The sequence below is a fragment of the Acinetobacter sp. YH01005 genome (genome assembly GCF_013420465.1).
In the GTDB taxonomy this organism is placed as follows: domain Bacteria; phylum Pseudomonadota; class Gammaproteobacteria; order Pseudomonadales; family Moraxellaceae; genus Acinetobacter; species Acinetobacter amyesii.
On sequence record NZ_VOYA01000001.1, the window covers coordinates 187,847 to 210,058 of the forward strand.

Sequence of the window (22,212 nt, forward strand, 5' to 3'; positions counted from 1 at the left end):
AATGCGTGTTGATGCAAAAGTAGAGGGGCCTCGCCAGTCCATGTCTTGGCTGCATACATGGGCTAGCCTAATCTTAGGTTGGTTGCTGTATGCTATTTTCCTGACCGGAACCCTGAGCTTCTTTAAAAATGAAATCAATGTTTGGATGACACCTGAGCTGCATCAATCTGTTCCAGCCAGTTCACAAGTCCAACAAACTGAAGTCGCACTGAATTATTTACAGCAAAATCATCCGAATGCAGGTGCTTGGAATATTTTGCTGCCAAATACGCGTCAAAATGCCACATTAATTACCGTTCGTGAACAAGGTGAAGACCCTCGCGCACGCCGTGGTGGTAAACAAATCTACATTGATAGTGCTACAGGTGAAGTACTTGAGCCGCGCGATACGCGTGGTGGTAATTTTCTCTATCGTTTCCATTTCGAACTTTATGGTATGCCACGTATGTGGACGCGATGGTTTGTCGGGATAGCGACACTGTTGATGTTAGTTGCCATCATTAGTGGTGTGATTACTCATAAAAAAATCTTTAAAGATTTCTTTACGTTCCGTTCAGGCAAAGGACAACGTTCTTGGCTCGATGCACATAATGCAACCGCAGTATTTGCGCTTCCTTTCCACATCATGATCACCTTTAGTGGCCTGTTGCTGCTGTTATTTACGATCATGCCTTGGGGGATTGAACGTATTTATGAAAACCGGGGACAATTTTTACAAGAACAAAATCGTGCTTTGGTTCAAGAAAATAAACCTGAAGGACGTGAATCTGCTCAAGGACGCGAAGAACGTGGCGAACGCCCACAGCAAGCCCGTGCCAATTCTGCACAAAACCCAGGTGAAAATCGCGCTGAGGGCCGTGGTGAAGGTCGAGGAGATCATCGCTCTAAACGTGAAGAGCAACCTGTTGTTGCTGCACCGCTGACCAACTTAGCACCAATCGTGACTGCGGTTCAGGCTGAATGGAAAACTAATCCTATTAGCACCGTTAGCATCATTGCACCGAATACAGACCAAGCTAAAATTGAGCTACGCGCCTTACATGGTGAAAGTGTTGCATATCGAAATGTCTATGCAAGCAAACAATTTGATGGCGTAACTGGCAAAGACTTAACTGACGAAAGTGCCAAGTTAAAGCACCCTTCTGTACCGATGGGTATTTACAATGTAGTGACCACGCTACATGAAGCACGCGGTGTAGACTTAGCTCTACGTTGGCTGCTGTTTATTTCAGGAATTGTAGGCACCCTGATGGTCGCTACAGGTCTCATTTTGTGGTGTGTAAAACGTGCGCCGCAACAGCAAAAACAAGGCTTTAAATCATTTGGCTACCGCACGGTTGAAGTGACCAATATTGCAGCGATTATTGGTTTACCCATTGCCTGTGCAGCATTTTTCTATGCCAACCGTTTTATTCCCTCACAGCTTGAAAACCGTTCGGAATTAGAAATTCGAAGTTTCTTTATTGTTTGGCTACTGACGCTTGTTTATGCGATGTTCCGTACACACCGTCAAGCGTGGCTAGAACTTTTAGCTTTTGCCACAGCAATTTTTGCCTTACTGCCGATTGTAAACTTCATGACTGGTGGTCAAGCGCTTTGGAATACCATGGCAAATGGCCAATGGATGATTGCCTCCTTTGATCTTGCAATGTGGCTTTTGGCTATCTTGTTTGCCTATTCATTTTACAAAGTGAAAAAGCATAAAGGACTGCCTGTTAAAAAAGCGCGTGCCACAAAGGAGGCTGAAGCATGATGTTCTTTCTCCTGATTTGGGCACTGAGTAGCTTAGGTTTTTTTGCCTTGGCAAGCAGCATGTCTAAACATCAAAAGCAGTTTTACAGCAAAGAGTTAAGTGTGGGCCAAACACGGTTAGCCACGCTGATCGGCTGGGCGCTATTGATCATCGCCTTGATAATTTGCCTCTCTCTTGGAACGCCGAGCAATAACATCAGTTATTGGTTTGGCGCGCTGACTATTGCGGCTTTATTTGTCGGGCTATGTATTAGTTATATCGCTGAATACTTTTGGAAAATTATTGGTGCATTGGTTGTCGTATTTGTATTGTCAGCAGTGTTATTGAAATTTTAATTCATTAGACAAGCTTCTCTAAACATTCTCTAAACATTGAAAGCCAATCTTCGGATTGGCTTTTTTCATGCCAACCGATTAGGCTATGCCTATTCTGCTCTTTTGGATTACACATGTCTGAACTTTCGATCTCTCCTGCTTTATATAACCGCGCCATGGCAGGAAATAAAGATGCTCAATTTGAACTGGCTGAAATTTATATGCAAAGTGAAAATGATGAGCATGTTGAACTTGCTGAAGAATGGGCACTCAAAGCAGCTCAGTTAGGTCATGTAGAAGCGATGTATTGGCTGGGTGAAGGCTATGCAGTCTATGCCAAAGACATGCTCGAAGAAGATCCTGAAGAATCTAAAACCTATTTTGAGCATGCACACCGCTGGTTAGAACAAGCGGCAAAACATGACCATCCTGCTGCAATTTTAGAACTCGCCAATTTTTACCGCCGTGGTGATGTGGTGGAAAAAGATGTCGCTAAATCCATTGAACTGGTTGAACAATCTGCAAAATTAGGTGAAGTTCAGGCCATGCGTGACTTAGCTTTTATTTATGCCAATGGCTTAGGCATCGACGCTGATGAAGAAAAAGCAGATTTTTGGAATGAAAAAGCCAATGTGGCTGAGCAGTAATCCAATTCTTTTCTAAAAAATAAAGCCCATCTCATGATGGGCTTTTTGCTTTTAACAAAATGGCTCAGCTCGCCACATAATCATTTACATCCACAATAATGACTTGTCGGCAAATGCCTTCCGCACCACGCTGCTGTTCAAATACGTCTGCTGGCATGGCATCAAAGCTGTCAAAGAAACTGATCTCTGTCTCATCAATGTCATACACCAAGGAATGATTCCCCACTCCGTCTAGGGTGTCGTAATAGACAATCACAAACTGATTTTGTTCAAAAGCCTGCTGGATTTGTGCATAGCCAATTGCAGGTAATATAGACAGTTCCAATTGATCCGCTTCTGCATAGCTGCGTTTTTCACTGTCTTGCAGCTCAGGATCATGCTCTGTGTAAAACTTTACTTGAAAGCCAAACTTTTTCAGTCCTACAGCCAAACCAATGGTTGTTGTGCCATGGCCAGCTTCATAAGCGCAAACTTCGATGAGCTGCTGAATGTCTGCATCTATACCTAAGTGCTGCAGCAACATCCACACTGCATAAATGCCGCCATTGGCTTCTAAATTTGCCAACTCATCAGGTATTTCCATCGACATATATCAAAACTCAAAATTGCTTATGGACGATGATAAACAAATCGCAGCAGTTTTGCCTGCAAGTTTTAATCCAGACCTGATTTCACATGCACAAAAATAATGTCCAAATCTTGTTTGGGCACAAAATTCTTTTCAACCATTTGAAACTGCGTAGCGCTGATTTTCTTCACTTTACCTGCCCAGCAAAAAGAAACCAACTCTCCTGCATCACGCTCGATAGTCAGTTTAAAATCTTGAATAGGCTTTGCCCAATTGGCACCAGTTTTTAAGATATAGCCCAGCGCTTGAAATGGTGCATGCTGTGATTTAGCCTTTCTGAGTCCTGCCTTAAAGTTTTGATCCATACAATAACTTTTATTATATTCATCAGGATATAAAGCCACAGACCCACCCACTAGCGGTGCATATTGATGCTGTACACGTGTGAGCGCATTGGCTTTAAACGTTTGCTTCCAACTGTAAATCACCTGAGACGACCATGAAATGGTTTCATTCGGATCTTTGGGCAATACTTTTTGCAGCGCTGCATTTTTACAGTTTCTAAGCTTTGCCTCAAAAGTTTTATATTCAACATCTTGCCTGCTCCACGGATTCAGCATGTCTTTTTCCGTAAATCCGCATTGCTTAAAACTCTCAGTCATATCAATCGGGGCTGTTTTCTCATTTTTTTGAATAAAAGTGCGCACGTGCATTTCAGGCTGAATCGTTTTTCCATTCACTTGAACTTTAAAACTTTTGAGCAGCTTTTCTGTATTGGCAAAATCAGATTCAAAGAAGTTTTCTACTTTTGGCAACGGAAATAAGACCGTTTCAGTGACATCTTTATTGCTTAAATTTTTAAACTGGTAATCAACCTTAATAATTTTTTTACTAATAAACAGGTCTTCACTGAACATTTGAATATCTTTATTTTTCAGGTATTGCACACCGCCTGTTGCCACATAACCCGTTGAGTCATTGGCGAATACAAAAGCTGGTAGAAGCATGGGTACTATAAATAATTTTTTATTCATTACTTCAAACCTTTACTATAAAAATCTATGGTTAAAATTTCATTGAGAATATATATTGATTCAAAATCACCCTAATAAAATGTTATTAATATATGGCATACCAAGCAACAATTCTAAATGTAATGATTGCATCACCGAGTGATGTTGCAGAAGAAAGGCAATTAGTACGAGATGCTATCTATGAGTGGAATGCAATTCATTCAAAACAGTTTGGTGTAATGCTAAATCCGATTGGTTGGGAAACACATGTTGCGCCTGAAATGGGGAGTCGTCCTCAGGAAATTATCAACAAACGAATTTTAGAAAATTCGGATATTTTAATTGGTATTTTTTGGACTCGCTTAGGCACTGAGACTGGGGAATATGTGAGCGGAACTGTCGAAGAAATTTCTAAACATATAGCCTCCAATAAATTAACCTCTATTTATATATGTGATAGACCTTTTCGACCAAGCCAATTTACAGATCAATACGATAAATTAAAAAATCAAATCAATGAATGGAAACCCAGTGGGGGTATTACAGTTTTATGATGATCTAATAGTTTTTAAACAAAAAATTAAAGACCACTTATCTCTTCACATTCAACAAAATGAATATATTCAATCAACATTATCCAATACGATTTCATTAACAGCTGCTAAATCAGACACTCAAAATACAATTGAGCCAACAAATGAAATGATTCAATTAATTTTGAATGCAGGCGAAACCGAAAGTGAAATACTCTTTAACCAAGGCATTGATCACACACACATTCATGCTGGAAAATTTAATTTAGATTTAAAAACTCCTAGAGAAATAGCCTCATGGAAAGTACACTTCAAGAATTAGAAAATTTAGGGTTAATTAAAGATGAAGGATATGAAGGCCGACTATTTAACCTTACAAATACAGGATGGAAAGCTTTTGATCAAATAAAAGCCCAGCTTGAGAAAAATACCTGATATTACTCTTTTCAACTTGGAACAATTTTCGATTCCAAGTACAATACTGCCCTAGTCGAGGGATGCTGCGACTTTCTTATAGGCACTAAATATAAGATCGCTAGGCTCGACGATTCGGTTGGACACTCGTTCCAATCAACAACGGCATCCGCGAACTGAATGATCAATTGTTTTTATTAAGGAGATCGTGATGAACGCGGTTAATGCTTCATTTACAGATTATAAAGTTGCCGACATTTCACTAGCTGACTACGGCCGTAAAGAAATCAAACTCGCAGAAGCAGAAATGCCAGCCCTAATGGGTCTTCGCAAACGCTATGCAGCGGCTAAACCGCTTGCTGGCGCGAAAATCCTAGGCTGTATCCACATGACTATTCAAACTGCAGTTTTAATTGAAACTCTAGTTGAATTGGGCGCAGAAGTTCGCTGGACTTCGTGCAACATCTTCTCTACTCAAGACCACGCTGCTGCTGCAATCGCTGCTGCGGGTATTCCAGTATTTGCTTGGAAAGGCGAAACTGAAGAAGAATACATGTGGTGTCTTGAACAGCAAATCAATGTAAACGGCACACCTTGGGATGCCAACATGATTCTGGACGATGGCGGTGACTTAACTGCACTTGTTCACGAAAAATACCCAGAAGTAATTGCTAAAATCCACGGTATTACTGAAGAAACCACTACAGGTGTTCAACGTCTTTACGAAATGCACCGCGACGGTACTTTAAAAGTTCCTGCAATCAACGTAAACGACTCTGTAACTAAGTCTAAAAACGACAACAAATACGGTTGCCGTCACTCTCTAAATGATGCCATCAAACGTGGTACAGATATGCTTTTATCTGGCCGCCGTGCGCTTGTGATCGGTTATGGCGACGTAGGTAAAGGTTCTGCTCAATCACTTCGTCAAGAAGGCATGATTGTACGTGTAACTGAAGTTGACCCAATCTGCGCAATGCAAGCATGCATGGATGGTTTCGAAGTTGTTGCTCCGTACAAAAACGGCGTTCAAACTGGCAAGAAAGAAGACATCAACCTTGACCTTCTTCAAAATACTGACTTGATCGTAACGACTACTGGTAACTACCATGTATGTGACGCAGCAATGCTTGATTCATTAAAAGCGGGCGCTGTGGTTTGTAACATCGGTCACTTCGACACTGAAATCGACACTAACTATTTACGTGGTTATAAGTGGGTTGAAGTTAAGCCACAAGTTCACCAAGTGTATCGTTCAGAAAATGAAAATGATTACCTTATTCTTCTTTCAGAAGGCCGTTTGGTGAACCTTGGTAATGCAACCGGTCACCCTTCACGTATTATGGATGGTTCTTTTGCCAACCAAGTATTGGGTCAAATGCACCTATTCGCTGAAAAATTTGCTGATCTTCCTGAAGATCAAAAACAAGCTGCGATCCGCGTAGAACTTATTCCTAAGAAATTAGACGAAGAAGTTGCTGCTGCAATGGTTGCAGGTTTCGGTGGCGTATTAACGACTTTGACTCAAGAACAAGCGGATTACCTCGGTGTTCAAGTTGAAGGCCCGTTCAAAGCTGAGGCTTATAAATACTAAGTTTTATAAATACCTCTCCCTAACCCTCTCCTGAGCGTGCTTCAAGCACTGCTTTGAAGCTCAGCGCAAGAGAGGGAACTCTTCATTGTGAAAGCAAATTTGTTGTTAACTCCAAATAACTATTACTTTCATAATGGAAGTCCCTTCTCCCTCTGGGAGAAGGTTAGGATGAGGGGATTTTTTTAAATAAAAGTATTTATAAAAAAAGGATTTGAACATGTCAAAACAGATTCCTATTTCCTTTGAGTTCTTTCCGACCAAAACTGATGCGGGCGCGGAAAAACTTAAAGTTGTACACCAAGAACTACAATTATTAAATCCTGAATTTTTCTCTGTAACATACGGCGCAGGCGGTTCTACCCGTGAACGTACTTTGTCTACATTGAATGATTTCAATGGTAAAGGCACGCCTGTTGCTCCTCACCTTTCTTGTATTGGTGACAGCAAAGAACGTATTGCTGAATTGCTGGATTTGTATAAATCGCAAGGCATTGACCGTATTGTTGCGCTGCGCGGTGACTTGCCCTCTGGTCAGGTGGGCTTAGGCGAATTGCCTTATGCAACAGATCTTGTGCGTTTCATCCGTGAACATACAGGTGATCACTTCAAAATTGAAGTGGCGGCTTATCCTGAAATGCATCCGCAAGCAGACAGCTTTGATCTCGACATCAAACGTTTCTGCGATAAAGCCAATGCAGGCGCTAATGCAGCACTCACACAATTCTTCTTTAATCCAGATGCCTATTTCTACTTTGTAGAGCGCATTCAAAAAGAAGGCGTGAACATTCCTGTCGCTCCAGGCATTATGCCGATTACCAATGCAAGCAATTTAATTCGTTTTGCTGATGGTACAGGTGCAGAAATTCCTCGCTGGATTCGCAAACAGCTTGCGACTTATGGCGACGACACAGCGTCAATCAAAGCCTTTGGTCATGAAGTGATTGTGAAACTTTGCGAACGCCTGATTGCTGGTGGTGCGCCAAGCCTGCACTTCTACACCATGAATACCACTGACCCTACACGTCAACTTGTGAAAGACCTCGGTCTTGCATAAGACATTTCGACCTTTTTGAGAGTAAAACTTTAATGCCACGTTTTTATATTGAAGCTGATTTAACTGTTGATACGACTGTTGAATTAACGGAAACAGTGTTTCATCACTGGGTAAAAGTTTTACGTGCTCAAGTGGGCGAAACTGCCACTTTGTTCAATGGGCAAGGTGGCGAATACCATGTTGAATTGGTTGAAGTCGCTAAAAAGTCGGCTGCCGTCCAAGTTTTGCAATTCAATCCAAGCAATCGCACACCACATTTTACAGCACTATTGGGTCAAGTGATGAGCAAAGGCGACCGCATGGATTATGCAATTCAAAAAGCGGTGGAACTCGGTGTTTCTGAAATTCAACTACTCACATCCGAACGTTGTGAAATGCGTTTGAAGTACGATCGTGATCAAAAGAAACTCGACCATTGGCAAAGCATTGCTATTGCTGCATGTGAACAATGTGGTCTCAACATTGTCCCTAAAGTACTTGCGCCCCTTTCCCTTGAAAAATGGTTGGAGAGTAATCTACCGACAACCAAGTTGGTACTCGCACCCAATAAAGATGAAGTTGATGTATTAGCAGATGCTGACCCGCACTTTGCCTTACTGATTGGCCCTGAAGGTGGCTTGAGCGAAGCCGAGATCAGCGCAGCAAATGAGAAAGGTTTTGTGAACTGGTGTATCGGTGAACGTGTCCTTCGCACAGAAACTGCACCTGTAGTTGCACTTTCAATTTTAAATTATAAATTTATTTAATTTTTACTCGATGGTTCATCTGAAAGCATCAATGATGGCATCCTTGATATTGCTTTTTATTTGTAACGCAATTACCCTAGAGTCAATAAAAACAAATGATTTGTTACTAAGAATAAACAAATACTCTCAGGAACAATACAAATACAACGATCTAAATTTGGTTAAGGCAGGGTTTTTATATTCATGACGTATAAACAAGATGAATATATCAAGCAGTACAATCATACTGCTCAAATTGCGAACACGATTCGCCATAGCCGCTATTTTTTAGTCAGTATTCTGATTATTTGCTTATATATTTTTTCGATATATCAAATTTTTTATAAATCACCATCTTTATATTTCAATATTTGGTTTATTTTTACCGAAGTTTTTGTCAGTTTATGCTGGCTGATTAGCACCGTTTATTTTAAACCTGAACAATATTCACTGATGATTGCGCATCGTTGGCTACAATTTCAGTGTTTTTCAGTCGGTACGCTTATTGCGAGCGGTATCTTTTTAATTTTTTACTATTTACCTGCGACCAATCAAAGCTTTGAACCGATTCAGGCCTTAACGCTCTCAGCCCTACTCTTGATCGTGACGCAAACCTTTGGTTTGACCTATTTAACGCAAAAACTCAATTATTTTTGTTTAGCCTTTATCCCGTCTATCGTGCCGTATCTGATTGCACAGTTCTTTTTCTTAGATAGTTCAAATCACTTATTTAGCCTGAGTATTAATTTTGGGCTCATTGTGATTCTAATGTGCGCCATGACGTCATATCGAATTCATCGTCGTGTATCGACTTTACATGCAAAAAACAACCTACTGGTTGATAGTGCCAAGCAACAAGTCAAATGGACTGATGAACTGTGTCAGCAGCTCCAAGATGAAGTCAACAAATCACGAGACATCGAATTACAGCTACAACTGGGTAACCAAATCCTTGAACAGAAAGTTAAAGAGCGGACCTTCGACATTGAGCAAATGAATAAGGATTTAGAAAACCAACAAGCCAATTTAGTCCTTGCGCATGAAATCGCCGGTTTACGTCCTTGGGATTGGAATATCAAAGACCGTAAAATCGTTGTCACCAACTATAAGCAAGAAAAAACCCTTAGACATTCGAAAGAGCATCAGCAACAGTTACAACATGTGATCCATCCTGATGATATCCCTCATTTTAAATCAGCGATGATTCAACATCTACGTGGATTTAAAGACCGTTATGAGGCCACCTATCGGATTCAAAACAGTCAAGGAAAATGGTGTTGGGTACATGATATTGGACGGGTCATTCAACGCGATCCAGATAATCGTAAGCCATTGCGCATGGTCGGTATTCGACGTGATATCCATCAAGAACGGACATCACAAGAACGTTTAAAACTTGCAGCTAGTGTACTCGAACAAGCCGCTGAAGGAATTTTCATTTTAAATGAAGAACTGTGCTATATCGAAGTCAATCCGTTTTACGAACAATTAACCGGATTTAACTACGACCAAATTATTGGCAAACATCTTTTTGATATCACAGCGAATTACAAATCAATTCAACGCAGTATGCACTACTCGATCATTAAACAAGTGCTGAAAATTGGTGAATATGATGGTGAATTGCACGAAAAATTTCTTTCAGGTAAAGAACTGACGCTGTGGATGCATATTAATGCCATTACCGATGATCAAAACCGTGTCACCCATTATATCGGGATCGTTTCAGACCTGACCGAACGTAAATTGCAAGAACAACGCTTATCATATTTAGAAAACTATGACACCTTAACGGATTTACCGAACCGTTTTTATTACAACTATCAACTGCATCAATATTTAGTTTCGCAGCAAGATTCGATTAAACAGTTGGCTGTCATTCGTTTAAACATCGATCGTTTCCGTCCATTAAATGAATATCTCAGCAACAATGGTGGTGATGAACTGTTACGCCAAGTCGCACAGCGTTTACGTCTAACCAATGCCGAAGCTCTGTTTGTCGCACACTTAAATGGCGATGATTTTGCGATTGTGTATGAAATCTCGCACATCCGCCCTTCAGTACAAGAACATTGTGAACGCATCAATAAAGCTTTTAGCATTCCATTTAATATTTTTGGCCAAGAACATGTCATCACCTTATCGATGGGTGTTGCGTTCTATCCTGAGCATGGCCGTCAGTTGGATTATCTGAATAATTGTGCAGAACAAGCGCTAAGCGAAGCAAAAAATTTGGGCGGCAATACCACACGTTATTATTCCAATGAAAATACCGCATTATTAGAGCAAGGGATCTTCTTGGAACGAGACTTGCGTAAAGCCATTCAAAATAATGAGCTGGTGGTGTATTACCAACCGAAGATCAATTTCCGTGATAAAAATATTTATGGTTTTGAAGCCTTAGTGCGTTGGAATCATCCTGAAAAAGGCTTAATACCACCGGGCTTATTTATTCCTCTAGCAGAACAAACCAGTTTAATTTCCGATATCGGGCGTTTTGTCCTGCAAAAAACCGCGCAGCAAATTCGTTTTTGGAATAATTTGGGTTATCAAAATATTTGTGTATCCGTCAATATTGTTGCGCAGCAACTGCGCCGTGGACAATTATTAAATGATTTAGATGAAGCGATAGATGCCAATCAAATTGAGGGTGCCAGTCTGGAACTGGAAATTACAGAATCTTCTTTGGTCGAAAATCTAGATTCAGTACGTGAACTATTAAACGAAATAAAAAAACGTAAAATCAATATTTCACTTGATGACTTTGGTACGGGCTACTCATCACTGTCCTATTTAGCTGATTTCCCAATTGATATCTTAAAAATAGACCGCAGTTTTATCTCTAAAATTGGTGAAAATAAACAATTGGCCATCGTTAGTGCCATGATTGCCATGGGCAAAGCGATGGGCATGACGGTAGTCGCTGAAGGGATTGAAACTGAACAACAGTTACAGTACCTACAAGACTTAGAATGTGATATTGCTCAAGGCTATTTTTTCTCTAAGCCACTGCCACAAGAAGAGGCAACCGTGTTCCTTGAAAATAATATCTCTTCGCCTGCTTATACTTACTTAATATAAGTCACTATGCCTGAGCTATAAGATTGTCTGAAAAAGACGCGACTTCGACTGTCCCAACTGTGCAACTAATGTTATATTCAAGCGGATAAAGCAAGCATTGCAGCTTTATATTGGATAAACAAAACACAATCGAGATACAGATGGACGATCAATCTTTAAAACAGCAGGCTTTGTATTATCACGAATTTCCAACTCCGGGGAAAATCAGCGTTACACCAAGCAAACAATTGGTCAACCAACACGATTTAGCCCTCGCATACTCGCCAGGTGTCGCTGCACCTTGTTTAGAAATTGAACGCGACCCATCTACTGCTGCACTTTACACAGCGCGCGGTAATCTTGTTGCTGTAGTCAGTAACGGTACAGCCGTACTGGGCTTAGGTAACATTGGTCCTTTAGCGTCAAAACCTGTTATGGAAGGTAAAGGCGTTCTATTCAAAAAATTCGCTGGTGTTGATGTTTTTGACATTGAAATTGCTGAAAACGATCCAGACAAAATCGTAGATATCGTTGCAGCATTGGAACCAACTTTCGGTGGTATCAACCTTGAAGACATCAAGGCCCCAGAGTGTTTCTACATCGAGCAAAAACTTCGTGAACGCATGAATATTCCTGTGTTCCATGATGACCAACACGGTACATCAATCATTGTGGGTTCTGCATTACTGAATGCACTTCAACTCAATGGCAAAAAAATTGAAGAAATCAAAATTGTCGCTTCTGGCGCAGGTGCTGCTGCCCTTTCATGTTTGAACTTACTTTGCGCACTTGGCGTGAAAAAAGAAAACATCGTTGTGGCAGATTCACGCGGTTTATTGACGACTAAACGTGAAGGCTTGGATGAGTCGAAAAAGGCATACGTTCAAGACATCGAAGGCTCTCAGCTTGCTGATGTAATGGAAGGTGCGGACATGTTCCTCGGTCTTTCAGCAGCAGGTATTTTGACCAAAGAAATGGTTAAAGTCATGGCGAAAGATCCGATTATCTTTGCCCTTGCTAACCCAGACCCTGAAATTCTTCCTGAACATGCACATGAAGCACGTCCAGACGTGATTATGGCAACTGGTCGTTCAGACTATCCAAACCAAGTGAACAATGCACTTTGCTTCCCTTATATTTTCCGTGGTGCACTAGATGTTGGCGCAACTACGATTAATGAAGAGATGAAGATTGCTTGTGTACATGCGATTGCTCGCATGGCGCATGTCGAAGCTGATGCTGCATCGTATGGTGAAAAATCTGCTTCATTTGGTCGTGATTACCTGATTCCGCGCCCATTAGATCAACGTTTGATTCTTGAAATTGCACCTGCAATTGCACAAGCAGCGATGGATTCTGGTGTTGCAACTCGTCCGATTCAAGACTTCTCTGCATATCGTCAACGTTTATCTGAATTCGTCTACAACTCTGCGTTTATGATGAAACCAATTTTTGCGCAAGCGAAAACTGATCCGAAACGCATTGCATATGCTGAAGGTGAAGATTTACGTGTACTTCGCGCGGTGCAAATTGCTGTTGATGAAGGTTTAGCAAAACCAATTCTTGTCGGTCGTCCTGCAGTCATTGAAGCGAACATCAAGAAATTAGGTCTACGTCTTGAAGACGGCGTGAACATCACTATCGTCGATCAAGAGAAAAACCCTGATTACGATAAGTTTGCTGACGATTACTACAGCATCATGCAACGTAAAGGTGTAACACCTGAATACGCTCAGCGTGAAGCACGTCGTCGCTCTACCCTGATCGCTGCAATGCTGGTTCGTCATGGTGTGGCTGATGGTATGCTATGTGGTACTTATTCTAGCTATGACATTCACTTAGACTTCGTCAGCAATGTGATTGGGCTAAAAGAAGGCCGTAATAACTTCTTCACGCTGAATGCATTAATGCTTGAAGATCGTAACTTGTTTATTGCCGACACTTACATTAACCGTAACCCAACAGCTGAACAGCTTGCTGAAATGACTATTTTAGCGGCTGAAGAAGTCCGCCGTTTTGGTATTACGCCGCGTGTAGCATTGCTTTCTCACTCAAGTTTCGGTTCTGACCAAAATGATCCTAGCGCTCAAAAAATGCGTAAGGTTTATGATATTTTGTCAGAAATTGCACCTGAACTTGAGGTTGAAGGTGAAATGCATGGTGATGCCGCATTGGATGAAAATATTCGTCATTTCGCATACCCGAACTCACGTTTTAAAGGTTCTGCGAACTTGCTGATTATGCCTAATCTGGATGCAGCGAACATTTCGTTCAACTTGTTGAAATCAACTTCAGGTAGTAACGTGACGATTGGCCCAATTCTTTTGGGTGCTGCAAAACCCGTTCATATTTTAACGCCAACAGCGACAACTCGCCGTTTAGTGAATATGACTGCATTGACTGTTGCAGAGATTCAAGAAAACGAAAAATTAGCACTCTAATTTAGTTGACCTGAACACACTTTGTGACTTGAGAAAACCTCTGTTCTGTAGCATGATTGCTCTAAGAATAGAGGTTTTTTCATGCAAGTTTATTTAGTAGGCGGTGCAGTTCGAGATCACTTGCTCGGGCACCCCTATCACGAAAAAGATTATGTCGTTGTCGGTGCAACGCCGGAACAATTACTTGCTCAAGGTTATCAACCTGTGGGTAAAGATTTCCCTGTTTTTCTTCATCCAGAGACCAAAGACGAATATGCCTTAGCCCGTACAGAACGTAAGTCTGGACATGGGTATCATGGCTTTGAATTTTATACCGACGTCAATGTCACACTCGAACAAGATCTCATTCGACGTGACCTCACGATCAATGCGATTGCCATGGATGATGCTGGCCAAATTTATGATCCCTACCATGGTCAACAAGATTTAGAGCGACGCATCCTTCGCCATGTGTCTGATGCCTTCGTCGAAGATCCTTTGCGAGTTCTGCGGATTGCACGTTTTGCAGCACGTTATAAAGCTTTAGGTTTTAAAGTGGCTGAAGAAACACTTGCGCTGATGCAAGAGCTTGCCAAATCTGGCGAGCTTGAAGCCCTCACACCTGAACGCGTATGGAAGGAAACATCCCGTGCATTAATGGAAGACCATGCAGATGAATATTTTGAAGTCTTAAGAGCCTGTGGCGCTTTAAAAGTCTTATTCCCTGAAATTGATGCGTTATACGGTATTCCACAGCGTCCTGAATATCATCCTGAAATAGACTGTGGTATTCATACCATGATGTCATTGCAGCAAGCCTGTCGTGCCAATTATTCTTTGGATGTTCGTTTTGCTGTACTGGTACACGACTTGGGCAAAGCACTCACTCCAGTAGATGAGTTACCACGCCATATCATGCATGAAGAACGTGGGGTAAAACCGGTTACCGAAGTCTGTGACCGTATGCGTGTACCCACCAATACCAAGCAATTGGCCATTTCAGTATGTAAAGAGCATTTAAAATGCCATCAAGCCTTGAGTTTAAAACCGGGGACATTATGGCGTCTGTTACAACGTATGGATGTACTACGCCGTCCTGAACGCGTAGAGGCCTTTGTACAAGCCTGTGAATGTGATTCACGTGGTCGCTTAGGTTTAGAGGATCGTGCCTATCCGCAAGCTCAATACGTTTTAGATGCCATGCAGGTGGTTCGTAATATTAAGGCTGCCGATCTTCCACCTGATGTATCAGGGCCGGATATTGGTGAAATGCTGATTGAACGACGTATCCAAGCCATTGCAGAACTAAAAACCAGTCAATATGCAGTTGAAGCATAATTAGAGCACCTTCGGGTGCTTTTTTAATTTACCTTTTCTATATTTTCCTTTTCTATATTTTTAAAACTTTAACTTTTGCAATATTTCACCTTGCCCTTTCAGATATAGATAAGCTTTGAAAAATATCTGCATTCACATCAAGGCTCATTCATCTATGCTCTAAGGAAAACAAACCATCGAGCTGACAATATGCATCCCCAAATTCGTCCACTACACCTCCCAAAAGATCTCCTCGACATTCATCAACTCACACTCCAATTGGGTTATGAAATACCACCAGAGCGACTCCAACAGCATTGGCAGTTGATTCATTTGGATAAGCATTATCAAACCTTGGTGATGATGGCTGATGACCGCGTCATTGGTTATGCAGGTTTTATCCAACAATACAGTTGGGAGTTTGAGGAAGGATTTATTCGGATTCAGGCTTTTGTCATTGATGCCAGTTATCGCGGTCAAGGTTTAGGGCGACGCTTCATGCAAGCCATTGAGCAAAGCGCTCGGCGACAAGGTCTAAAACGTATTTTACTCAACAGTGGTAATCGTCCTGAACGCTATGCCGCACATGCTTTTTATCAAAATTTAGGGTTTGAAGCCTATAGTTTGGGTTTTACTAAACATTTAAATTGATCGGCCAATTTTACCATCAGCCGATCAAGACATTTTTTAAGAAATATCAGCTGGGAAACTAATGACTTTTTCAAGTTTTAACTGATTCGTTGCCACCATTAGCAATCGATCAATGCCTAAGGCTATACCTGCACACTCACTCATATACGGTAATGCAGCAAGCAAATATTCATCAATCGGCATCACATGCAAGCCAAGTTTAGCGCGCTCTGCATTATCCGCCTCAAAACGACGGCGTAAAACGTCTGCATCAATCAGTTCATCATAAGCATTTGCTAACTCTAAACCTTCGATATATAGCTCAAATCGTGCTGCAACCAATTCACCATCTTCGTCCACACAGGTTTTCGCCAAAGAAGCCATTTCCGGTGGAAAATCTGTAAGGAACACTGGCGTATCAAAACCGAGGCTCGGCTCAACATAATGCGAGAACAATAAATCGATATAGCCTAAACGGTCTTCACCCAGATCTAAGCTTAGCCCCACACGACGACAGCAATCTTTCAGATCTTGTAAAGAAGCTTGTAACGGGTTCAAATCCAAACGATCCATAAAGGCATGCTTATAGCTCAAAATAGTTGGACGAACTTCACCAAAGCGCTGTTTCAAAGTTTCATTCAATAAGTCCGTCACTTCAAACATCAAGTCTTTTAAGCTAAAACCCGGACGGTACCATTCCAACATGGTGAATTCACTGTTGTGTTTACGTCCATGTTCATCATCACGGAAAACTTTACAGATTTGGTAAATAGATCCACTGCCACTTGCCAACAGACGTTTCATGGCAAATTCAGGTGAAGTTTGCAAATAATGCGTTTGCTTTTGACCATTCACATGGCGCTGAGCCTGTACCGATGCTAAATGCACATCGGTGACACCCGCTTGAGAAAGCACAGGTGTTTCCACTTCTAGTACATCACGTGCCGCAAAAAACTGGCGAATTTGAGCATACATCGTGGCACGTGCACGAAGTGCAGTGAGTTCACAACTCGGTTGAAAGTTCATTTGACTCATGCTGCTGGGCCTCCATGTGCAGCCCATTCACGGCGTAAAGGATAGGTTTTACGTAAATAATCAAAGGCTTTTTGATCCACCTTGCCGTCTTTTAGGCAAGCACGTAAGTTGGCATCATCACGAGCGATGTCATAAATATCTTTTAAATAACGCTGTAATACCGTCTTAAAGTCAGCACCCGTAAAATACTGCTCACAGACGGGCAACTGACTTTCAAAAGCTTTATTTATCGGTTGCTTGAAAGTTTGACAAAATGCTTCATAGATCATCTGTGTGCCACGTGCTTTACCTTCCAAGCTATAGCCCGCAATATGTGGTGTCACCACGTAAATTAAATCTAACAACGCTGCTGAAATCTCTGGCTCATGCTCAAAAACGTCTAAGACCACTTTACGCTGTGTCTGTTGAATATCGGAAATTAAGGCAGCTTCTTCGACCACTGGCCCACGCGCGGAATTAATCAAGATCGCAGTTGGCTTCATAGCAGCAAGCGCAGCAGCATTGATTAAATGATAGGTTGGATGTTCACCCTCTTTGGTCAGTGGCACATGAGTACTAATCGCATCTGCACTTTTTAACAGTTCTGCAAATTCAACTTGTTTCACCTGATCAGATTGCACAAATGGATCATAGCCAATGACATTCCAACCGAATAATTCTGCCATGACGGCTAAACGTGAACCAACATTACCTAAACCAACAATGCCCAAGGTAAATTTTTCATTTGCATTCAACAATTCAGGTTTAACGTAAAGCAATGCCGTAATCACATATTCAGCAACCGCTTGTGCATTACAACCTGCGGCATTTGACCAAGCAATCCCCTGCTTTTCTAAAGCAGTAATATCTAAATGATCTGTTCCAATCGTAGCACTACCGACAAATTTGAGTGCGGTCTGTTGAATTAAGTCTGCATTTACCTGAGTCACCGATCGCACCAACAATGCATCGGCATCCTTGACATCTGCATGGGTCAATGTTCGACCTGCCGCTTGCTTTATTTCACCAAATTCGGCAAAAAAATACTCCGTAAATGCCAGATTTTCATCTGCAACGATTTTCATAGTTCATCTCATAGTTCCACTATGAATATGATAACGCGTTGCTCATGCCATGACTATTCTTCTGCACATAAGGCACAGCGCCATTTATTTATAAGCTAGATGATAGAAAATTATATTATCTGCAATAATCTGAGTGCTGATCTTCAATTAAAGACAAGGCCGCCTGCCAAGCCGCTTGAATAATGGGCTCGGCCATCGGATTTTCAAACTGCTGCAACGTATGTTCACAAATCTTCGGACTTGGATAATGCAATGTAGCACTCGACAATGCTTTTACTTGAATTTGACAAGCTCGTTCTAAAAAATAAATTTCATGAAATGCCCGTGCCACACTATCTCCAGTCGCAAGCAAGCCGTGATTGCGTAAAATCATGCAGCGATAATGTCCCATATCTTGTACCAGTCTTTCACGCTCTTCAGTTGAAAAGGCAATACCCTCATATTCATGATAAGCAATGTTCTGATAGAACTTTAACGCATGTTGTGAGATTGGCAATAATCCATGTTCCTGTGCAGAAACTGCCACGCCATCTGCAGTATGCGTATGAATCACACAATTAATATTTGCACGCGCATGATGTAAGGCCGAATGAATTACAAAGCCGGCGACATTCACCATCTTCCCTGCATCATAAGTTTCAATAATTTTTCCTTCATGATCAATTTTGACCAAATCAGAAGCTGTCATTTTGTCAAAGGTCACACCATAACGATTAATCAAAAAATGCTCCGGTTCATGACTTAAACGCAGGCTGATATGAGTATCAATTAAGTCGGTCATTTTATAATAAGCCACTAAGCGATACAGTGCCGCCAATTGACAACGCGCTTGCCATTCCAGTTCATGAATAAGCTCTGGTTTTTGCATGGATGAATTCCTTTTCTAAATCGATTAATTATGTTTTCTGTTTATTGTGAATAATTAATAGCATGTCATATTCATGCTGTATATCAACTTCGCCTGTAGAAAAAAACTATTCAAAAATTTAGGCAATAAAAAAACCCCAATGTAAAACATTGGGGTTTTTGAATATGGCGGAAGCGGTGAGATTCGAACTCACGGAGGACTCGCGCCCTCGTCGGTTTTCAAGACCGGTGCATTAAACCGCTCTGCCACGCTTCCATGGCCGCTATCATATAAATAAAAATTCAGATTGGCAAATTATTTTGCCTTATTTTGAACACTTGGCGAATCATTCATACAAAATTTAGGCGATTGTAAAATTTTGGTTTAAGTCAGAAAAATAGAAGCTGAATCAATATGTATTGAATTAAGGTCAAGGCTAATTGCATTACCTCAATTTAGGCACATAAAAAAACCCTGATGCTAAAAACATCAGGGTTTTTTGAATATGGCGGAAGCGGTGAGATTCGAACTCACGGAGGACTCGCGCCCTCGTCGGTTTTCAAGACCGGTGCATTAAACCGCTCTGCCACGCTTCCATGGCCGCCATCATATAAATAAATTTCAGCAATGGCAAATTATTTTGTAAAAAACACATCCAATTGAACAAAATAAGAGCAGTTTGTTATTTTTCAGTACTTTCGCCCATTTCATAACGAATTGAATTGATATACCAACATTTTTTTCCCAGTGGGGTCAGGACTTCGACCTCATCATCCACTTGCTTGGACAGGAGTGCTCGAGCCATAGGTGAATCAATTGAGATATGCTGCGGATGATGATCATAAATTTCATCTACCCCCACGATCCTTAACGTTTTTTGTTCGCCTTCATCATTTTCAATATCGACCCACGCCCCAAAATAGACTTTCCCTTTTTGTTCGGGTGAATAATCGATAATACGAAGCTCTTCCAAACGTTTTCCCAAATAGCGTACACGTCGGTCAATTTTGCGTAACAATTGCTTATTATATTGATAATCCGCGTTTTCCGAACGGTCGCCAAGACTGGCCGCCCAGTTCACTTTTTTGGTAATTTCAGGTCGTTCTTCATGCCATAAATGTTGAAGTTCAGCGACCAATAAATCGTGTCCACCACGGGTAATTAAGTTAGATTTCATGATGATTTTTCGGCCTTGAGCAAGCGCTGATTTTTACAAAACATGCCTATTTTATCCTCCATTTCTACACAGGCAAAGTATATAAAATTTATTCGCAAACAAAATCAATTATTTATGTTACATATTTTAATATTTTTTCGTACAAAATTTGACAAGTATTTTTTTGCTTATTATTATGCGCACATCTTTTAGGCTTGTTTAATTTTTATCCAGTGTAGATTTTCTACACATTTCCCGAAAACCCCTAGTCATTTTTGAATGACGTCATGACTGCCCAACCCTTATTGAATTTATCAAACTTGAAAAAGTCTGAGGCGTGTTTGCCTTTGCTTTTTAGGGCATAAATTACTTGTAGCGGAGACAACATGCACAGTAGTTCAACTTCTGGGTCGAGGCTTTGCCTTAACTCTTTTAACTCTCTCCCATTTAAAGCGCTTGCACTTAGTACTATCTTAATTCCTTTTCACAGTATTAATGCCAGCAAAACAGCACATCAATATGATGCTGTCGTCAACAGTAATAAACTCACTGTTGTTGCAGTTGCCAATCCTGCCATTGTTTTTCAGGATGGTAAACATCGACATGGTTTTGGTTACGACCTTGCACGTAACTATGCAGAAAGTTTAAATGTTCAATTAGATTTTAAAACAGTGAATGACAATGCCACTGCTTTAAAAATGGTTGCCAAAGGTCAAGCTAATTTTGCTATGACCACTGCCGAAATGAGTACCATTGAAGCCAAGCATTTGACGTCATTTTCAGCCAGTTGTGGTGATACCGTTTCTTTAAAAAAGAATGGTTTAAACAGCAACTTAAACTGGGTATTTAAAAATGCAGATGATCCACTCAGCCAAACCGCGAGTGGTTTTATTTGCCGTGCCAAACAAAATGGCGCAATTGGACAGTTGGCATCATTCTACAACCGTAATGTGGTCAAACAAGATTCTTGGAATGTGATTCAACGTGATTTAAGTAAACGTATGCCGATCTATAAGGCAAGTTTTAAAAACACAGCCAAGCAATACGATCTAGACTGGCATTTATTGGCAGCGATTGGTTATCAAGAGTCTTACCTCAAACCTGACTCGGTATCCCCAACGGGTGTTCGTGGCATTATGATGCTGACCAACAGTACAGCAAAAGCCATGGGGGTGAGCAACCGTACAGATGCGACTCAAAGCATTCAAGGTGGTGCAAAGTACTATGACCAAATGCTAAACCGTTATAGTAACATTCCGTACCCTGATCGTAATTGGTATGCCTTAGTGGCTTATAACATGGGTCCTGGTGCTGTAAGTCAGATTCAAAAGCGCATCCAATCTCAGGGTAAAAACCCAAATAAGTGGGTGAATTTATATGCTTATCTAGACCGTAACAAGGCCAGCAATGGTCGTTATCGTCAAGCTGTGCAATATGTCACGCGTATTCGTGCGTATTTGGAACATATTAAAACCACACCTCAACTTGTGAATATCTAATATGCGTCCACCTAACATTTACATGTGAGCGCACAAAAAAAGCTTACCTTTGGGTAAGCTTTTTTCGTTTTAAACTTAAGCAGTTTGCTCAAGTACTTTTTTGAATAAATCTTTTTGCTCAGTACTTGGTTTTGCTGTTTGCAATGCCATCAATTGTGACATATCACCTTGTACTTTTATTTTGCCCGTCATAAACGCTTGCATCGCTGCAGCCATATCAAACTCAAGGAATACTTTACGTAAAGTTTCAGCATCCATGTTCAACGTTGTTTTCGCGTTTGAAGATAAACCTTTTTTAATTGCACCACCATCTAATGACAATTCAGTATTGCCTGCAGCGTCAGCAACCACAAGGTTAATTGCAAGATTAGCCAATGCAGGTGGTAAGTTTAAATCACCAGCTTGAGCTGTCAGAGTTTCTACAGTTGAAAACCAATCATCAGTTAAAAAAGCAGGCATGATCTTTCCTCAATTTATTTTGTTCGTGTGTGTTGCCGTTCCGGACAACATCAGTACAAGCATATTTTGCTTGAGGTTTGTTATAGCATGATCATTTGTGAAAAGGCTAA

The 22,212-nt window shown here is 41.0% G+C and carries 21 protein-coding genes and 2 tRNA genes; 14 read left to right on the plus strand and 9 right to left on the minus strand.

Features of this window, described 5'->3' with window-relative positions:
• Position 1 precedes the first annotated feature (1 nt).
• From FTT72_RS01010 to FTT72_RS01020, 3 genes are all read left to right on the plus strand, one after another.
• Positions 2-1,753 carry a PepSY domain-containing protein gene (locus FTT72_RS01010; RefSeq protein ID WP_180177720.1) on the plus strand — a complete coding sequence of 584 codons (1,752 nt, stop codon included), beginning with the start codon at positions 2-4 and terminating at the stop codon, positions 1,751-1,753.
• A complete protein-coding gene (locus FTT72_RS01015; RefSeq protein WP_180177721.1) occupies positions 1,750-2,088 on the plus strand; it encodes a DUF3325 domain-containing protein in 339 nt (112 codons plus the stop codon). Before FTT72_RS01010 ends, FTT72_RS01015 begins: the two co-directional genes overlap by 4 nt.
• A gap of 113 nt (positions 2,089-2,201) precedes the next feature.
• Entirely contained in the window at positions 2,202-2,714 is a 513-nt protein-coding gene (locus tag FTT72_RS01020) for a tetratricopeptide repeat protein (RefSeq protein ID WP_180003360.1), read from the plus strand.
• A 64-nt stretch (positions 2,715-2,778) separates the two neighbouring features.
• On the opposite strand, the gene FTT72_RS01025 is transcribed toward FTT72_RS01020, so the two are convergent.
• Entirely contained in the window at positions 2,779-3,303 is a 525-nt protein-coding gene (locus tag FTT72_RS01025; RefSeq protein ID WP_180173972.1) for a cysteine peptidase family C39 domain-containing protein, read from the minus strand.
• A 65-nt stretch (positions 3,304-3,368) separates the two neighbouring features.
• Positions 3,369-4,316, minus strand: coding sequence for a DUF4424 domain-containing protein (locus tag FTT72_RS01030; RefSeq protein ID WP_257233383.1), 948 nt, complete (start codon positions 4,314-4,316; stop codon positions 3,369-3,371).
• Positions 4,317-4,408: 92 nt separating this feature from the next.
• Between FTT72_RS01030 and FTT72_RS16210 the strand changes: the two genes are divergently transcribed.
• From FTT72_RS16210 to FTT72_RS01070, 10 genes are all read left to right on the plus strand, one after another.
• On the plus strand, positions 4,409-4,849 hold the full coding sequence (locus tag FTT72_RS16210; protein WP_257233384.1) for a DUF4062 domain-containing protein: 441 nt from the start codon (positions 4,409-4,411) through the stop codon (positions 4,847-4,849).
• The gene (locus FTT72_RS16215) at positions 4,827-5,150 is read left to right on the plus strand and encodes a hypothetical protein (RefSeq protein ID WP_257233385.1); all 324 of its coding nucleotides are present in this window, start codon (positions 4,827-4,829) and stop codon (positions 5,148-5,150) included. Before FTT72_RS16210 ends, FTT72_RS16215 begins: the two co-directional genes overlap by 23 nt.
• Positions 5,126-5,263: a hypothetical protein gene (locus tag FTT72_RS16220; RefSeq protein WP_257233386.1), complete on the plus strand. Its 138-nt coding sequence runs from the start codon at positions 5,126-5,128 to the stop codon at positions 5,261-5,263. The genes FTT72_RS16215 and FTT72_RS16220 overlap by 25 nt, the downstream gene beginning before the upstream one ends.
• A gap of 190 nt (positions 5,264-5,453) precedes the next feature.
• Positions 5,454-6,836, plus strand: a complete 1,383-nt coding sequence (gene ahcY, locus FTT72_RS01040) for an adenosylhomocysteinase (protein ID WP_180026681.1) — start codon at positions 5,454-5,456, stop codon at positions 6,834-6,836.
• Between the two features lie 217 nt (positions 6,837-7,053).
• Positions 7,054-7,890: a methylenetetrahydrofolate reductase [NAD(P)H] gene (gene metF, locus FTT72_RS01045; RefSeq protein ID WP_168378282.1), complete on the plus strand. Its 837-nt coding sequence runs from the start codon at positions 7,054-7,056 to the stop codon at positions 7,888-7,890.
• A 32-nt stretch (positions 7,891-7,922) separates the two neighbouring features.
• Complete coding sequence (locus FTT72_RS01050; protein WP_180055741.1) at positions 7,923-8,636, plus strand: 16S rRNA (uracil(1498)-N(3))-methyltransferase; 714 nt, start codon at positions 7,923-7,925, stop codon at positions 8,634-8,636.
• A gap of 183 nt (positions 8,637-8,819) precedes the next feature.
• On the plus strand, positions 8,820-11,696 hold the full coding sequence (locus tag FTT72_RS01055) for an EAL domain-containing protein (protein WP_180177722.1): 2,877 nt from the start codon (positions 8,820-8,822) through the stop codon (positions 11,694-11,696).
• A gap of 140 nt (positions 11,697-11,836) precedes the next feature.
• The gene (locus FTT72_RS01060; protein WP_078192090.1) at positions 11,837-14,116 is read left to right on the plus strand and encodes an NADP-dependent malic enzyme; all 2,280 of its coding nucleotides are present in this window, start codon (positions 11,837-11,839) and stop codon (positions 14,114-14,116) included.
• 81 nt (positions 14,117-14,197) lie between these two features.
• Positions 14,198-15,433, plus strand: a complete 1,236-nt coding sequence (locus tag FTT72_RS01065) for a multifunctional CCA addition/repair protein (protein WP_180020723.1) — start codon at positions 14,198-14,200, stop codon at positions 15,431-15,433.
• A gap of 189 nt (positions 15,434-15,622) precedes the next feature.
• The gene (locus FTT72_RS01070) at positions 15,623-16,063 is read left to right on the plus strand and encodes a GNAT family N-acetyltransferase (RefSeq protein WP_180049066.1); all 441 of its coding nucleotides are present in this window, start codon (positions 15,623-15,625) and stop codon (positions 16,061-16,063) included.
• A gap of 36 nt (positions 16,064-16,099) precedes the next feature.
• Here FTT72_RS01070 and epmA read toward each other — a convergent pair whose 3' ends face one another.
• From epmA to greB, 6 genes are all read right to left on the minus strand, one after another.
• The gene (gene epmA / locus FTT72_RS01075) at positions 16,100-17,068 is read right to left on the minus strand and encodes an EF-P lysine aminoacylase EpmA (protein ID WP_373683443.1); all 969 of its coding nucleotides are present in this window, start codon (positions 17,066-17,068) and stop codon (positions 16,100-16,102) included.
• A gap of 5 nt (positions 17,069-17,073) precedes the next feature.
• Positions 17,074-18,141 carry a 4-phosphoerythronate dehydrogenase gene (locus FTT72_RS01080; RefSeq protein ID WP_180065035.1) on the minus strand — a complete coding sequence of 356 codons (1,068 nt, stop codon included), beginning with the start codon at positions 18,139-18,141 and terminating at the stop codon, positions 17,074-17,076.
• Between the two features lie 115 nt (positions 18,142-18,256).
• Positions 18,257-19,009: a class II aldolase/adducin family protein gene (locus FTT72_RS01085; protein WP_180177723.1), complete on the minus strand. Its 753-nt coding sequence runs from the start codon at positions 19,007-19,009 to the stop codon at positions 18,257-18,259.
• Positions 19,010-19,174: 165 nt separating this feature from the next.
• Positions 19,175-19,264, minus strand: a tRNA-Ser gene (locus FTT72_RS01090).
• 230 nt (positions 19,265-19,494) lie between these two features.
• Positions 19,495-19,584, minus strand: a tRNA-Ser gene (locus FTT72_RS01095).
• An 86-nt stretch (positions 19,585-19,670) separates the two neighbouring features.
• Positions 19,671-20,165 (minus strand): transcription elongation factor GreB, encoded by a 495-nt coding sequence (gene greB / locus FTT72_RS01100; protein WP_180003371.1) that lies wholly within the window; start codon positions 20,163-20,165, stop codon positions 19,671-19,673.
• 365 nt (positions 20,166-20,530) lie between these two features.
• Here greB and FTT72_RS01105 point away from each other — a divergent pair, with 365 nt between their 5' ends.
• Entirely contained in the window at positions 20,531-21,643 is a 1,113-nt protein-coding gene (locus FTT72_RS01105) for a transglycosylase SLT domain-containing protein (protein WP_078192143.1), read from the plus strand.
• Positions 21,644-21,718: 75 nt separating this feature from the next.
• Here FTT72_RS01105 and FTT72_RS01110 read toward each other — a convergent pair whose 3' ends face one another.
• Positions 21,719-22,102, minus strand: a complete 384-nt coding sequence (locus FTT72_RS01110; RefSeq protein WP_078190434.1) for an SCP2 sterol-binding domain-containing protein — start codon at positions 22,100-22,102, stop codon at positions 21,719-21,721.
• Positions 22,103-22,212 lie beyond the last annotated feature (110 nt).

Bases quoted from the DNA above. Each gene is read 5' to 3' on its own strand.
- FTT72_RS16210 (WP_257233384.1), top strand. From the start codon at position 4,409: ATGGCATACCAAGCAACAATTCTAAATGTAATGATTGCATCACCGAGT.
- FTT72_RS16220 (WP_257233386.1), top strand. From the start codon at position 5,126: ATGGAAAGTACACTTCAAGAATTAGAAAATTTAGGGTTAATTAAAGAT.
- FTT72_RS01020 (WP_180003360.1), top strand. From the start codon at position 2,202: ATGTCTGAACTTTCGATCTCTCCTGCTTTATATAACCGCGCCATGGCA.
- FTT72_RS01050 (WP_180055741.1), top strand. From the start codon at position 7,923: ATGCCACGTTTTTATATTGAAGCTGATTTAACTGTTGATACGACTGTT.
- FTT72_RS01010 (WP_180177720.1), top strand. From the start codon at position 2: ATGCGTGTTGATGCAAAAGTAGAGGGGCCTCGCCAGTCCATGTCTTGG.
- FTT72_RS01110 (WP_078190434.1), bottom strand. From the start codon at position 22,102: ATGCCTGCTTTTTTAACTGATGATTGGTTTTCAACTGTAGAAACTCTG.
- FTT72_RS01055 (WP_180177722.1), top strand. From the start codon at position 8,820: ATGACGTATAAACAAGATGAATATATCAAGCAGTACAATCATACTGCT.
- greB (WP_180003371.1), bottom strand. From the start codon at position 20,165: ATGAAATCTAACTTAATTACCCGTGGTGGACACGATTTATTGGTCGCT.
- ahcY (WP_180026681.1), top strand. From the start codon at position 5,454: ATGAACGCGGTTAATGCTTCATTTACAGATTATAAAGTTGCCGACATT.
- FTT72_RS01060 (WP_078192090.1), top strand. From the start codon at position 11,837: ATGGACGATCAATCTTTAAAACAGCAGGCTTTGTATTATCACGAATTT.
- FTT72_RS01105 (WP_078192143.1), top strand. From the start codon at position 20,531: ATGCACAGTAGTTCAACTTCTGGGTCGAGGCTTTGCCTTAACTCTTTT.
- FTT72_RS01025 (WP_180173972.1), bottom strand. From the start codon at position 3,303: ATGTCGATGGAAATACCTGATGAGTTGGCAAATTTAGAAGCCAATGGC.
- FTT72_RS01030 (WP_257233383.1), bottom strand. From the start codon at position 4,316: ATGAATAAAAAATTATTTATAGTACCCATGCTTCTACCAGCTTTTGTA.
- FTT72_RS01080 (WP_180065035.1), bottom strand. From the start codon at position 18,141: ATGAAAATCGTTGCAGATGAAAATCTGGCATTTACGGAGTATTTTTTT.
- metF (WP_168378282.1), top strand. From the start codon at position 7,054: ATGTCAAAACAGATTCCTATTTCCTTTGAGTTCTTTCCGACCAAAACT.
- FTT72_RS01015 (WP_180177721.1), top strand. From the start codon at position 1,750: ATGATGTTCTTTCTCCTGATTTGGGCACTGAGTAGCTTAGGTTTTTTT.
- FTT72_RS01065 (WP_180020723.1), top strand. From the start codon at position 14,198: ATGCAAGTTTATTTAGTAGGCGGTGCAGTTCGAGATCACTTGCTCGGG.
- epmA (WP_373683443.1), bottom strand. From the start codon at position 17,068: ATGAACTTTCAACCGAGTTGTGAACTCACTGCACTTCGTGCACGTGCC.
- FTT72_RS01070 (WP_180049066.1), top strand. From the start codon at position 15,623: ATGCATCCCCAAATTCGTCCACTACACCTCCCAAAAGATCTCCTCGAC.
- FTT72_RS01085 (WP_180177723.1), bottom strand. From the start codon at position 19,009: ATGCAAAAACCAGAGCTTATTCATGAACTGGAATGGCAAGCGCGTTGT.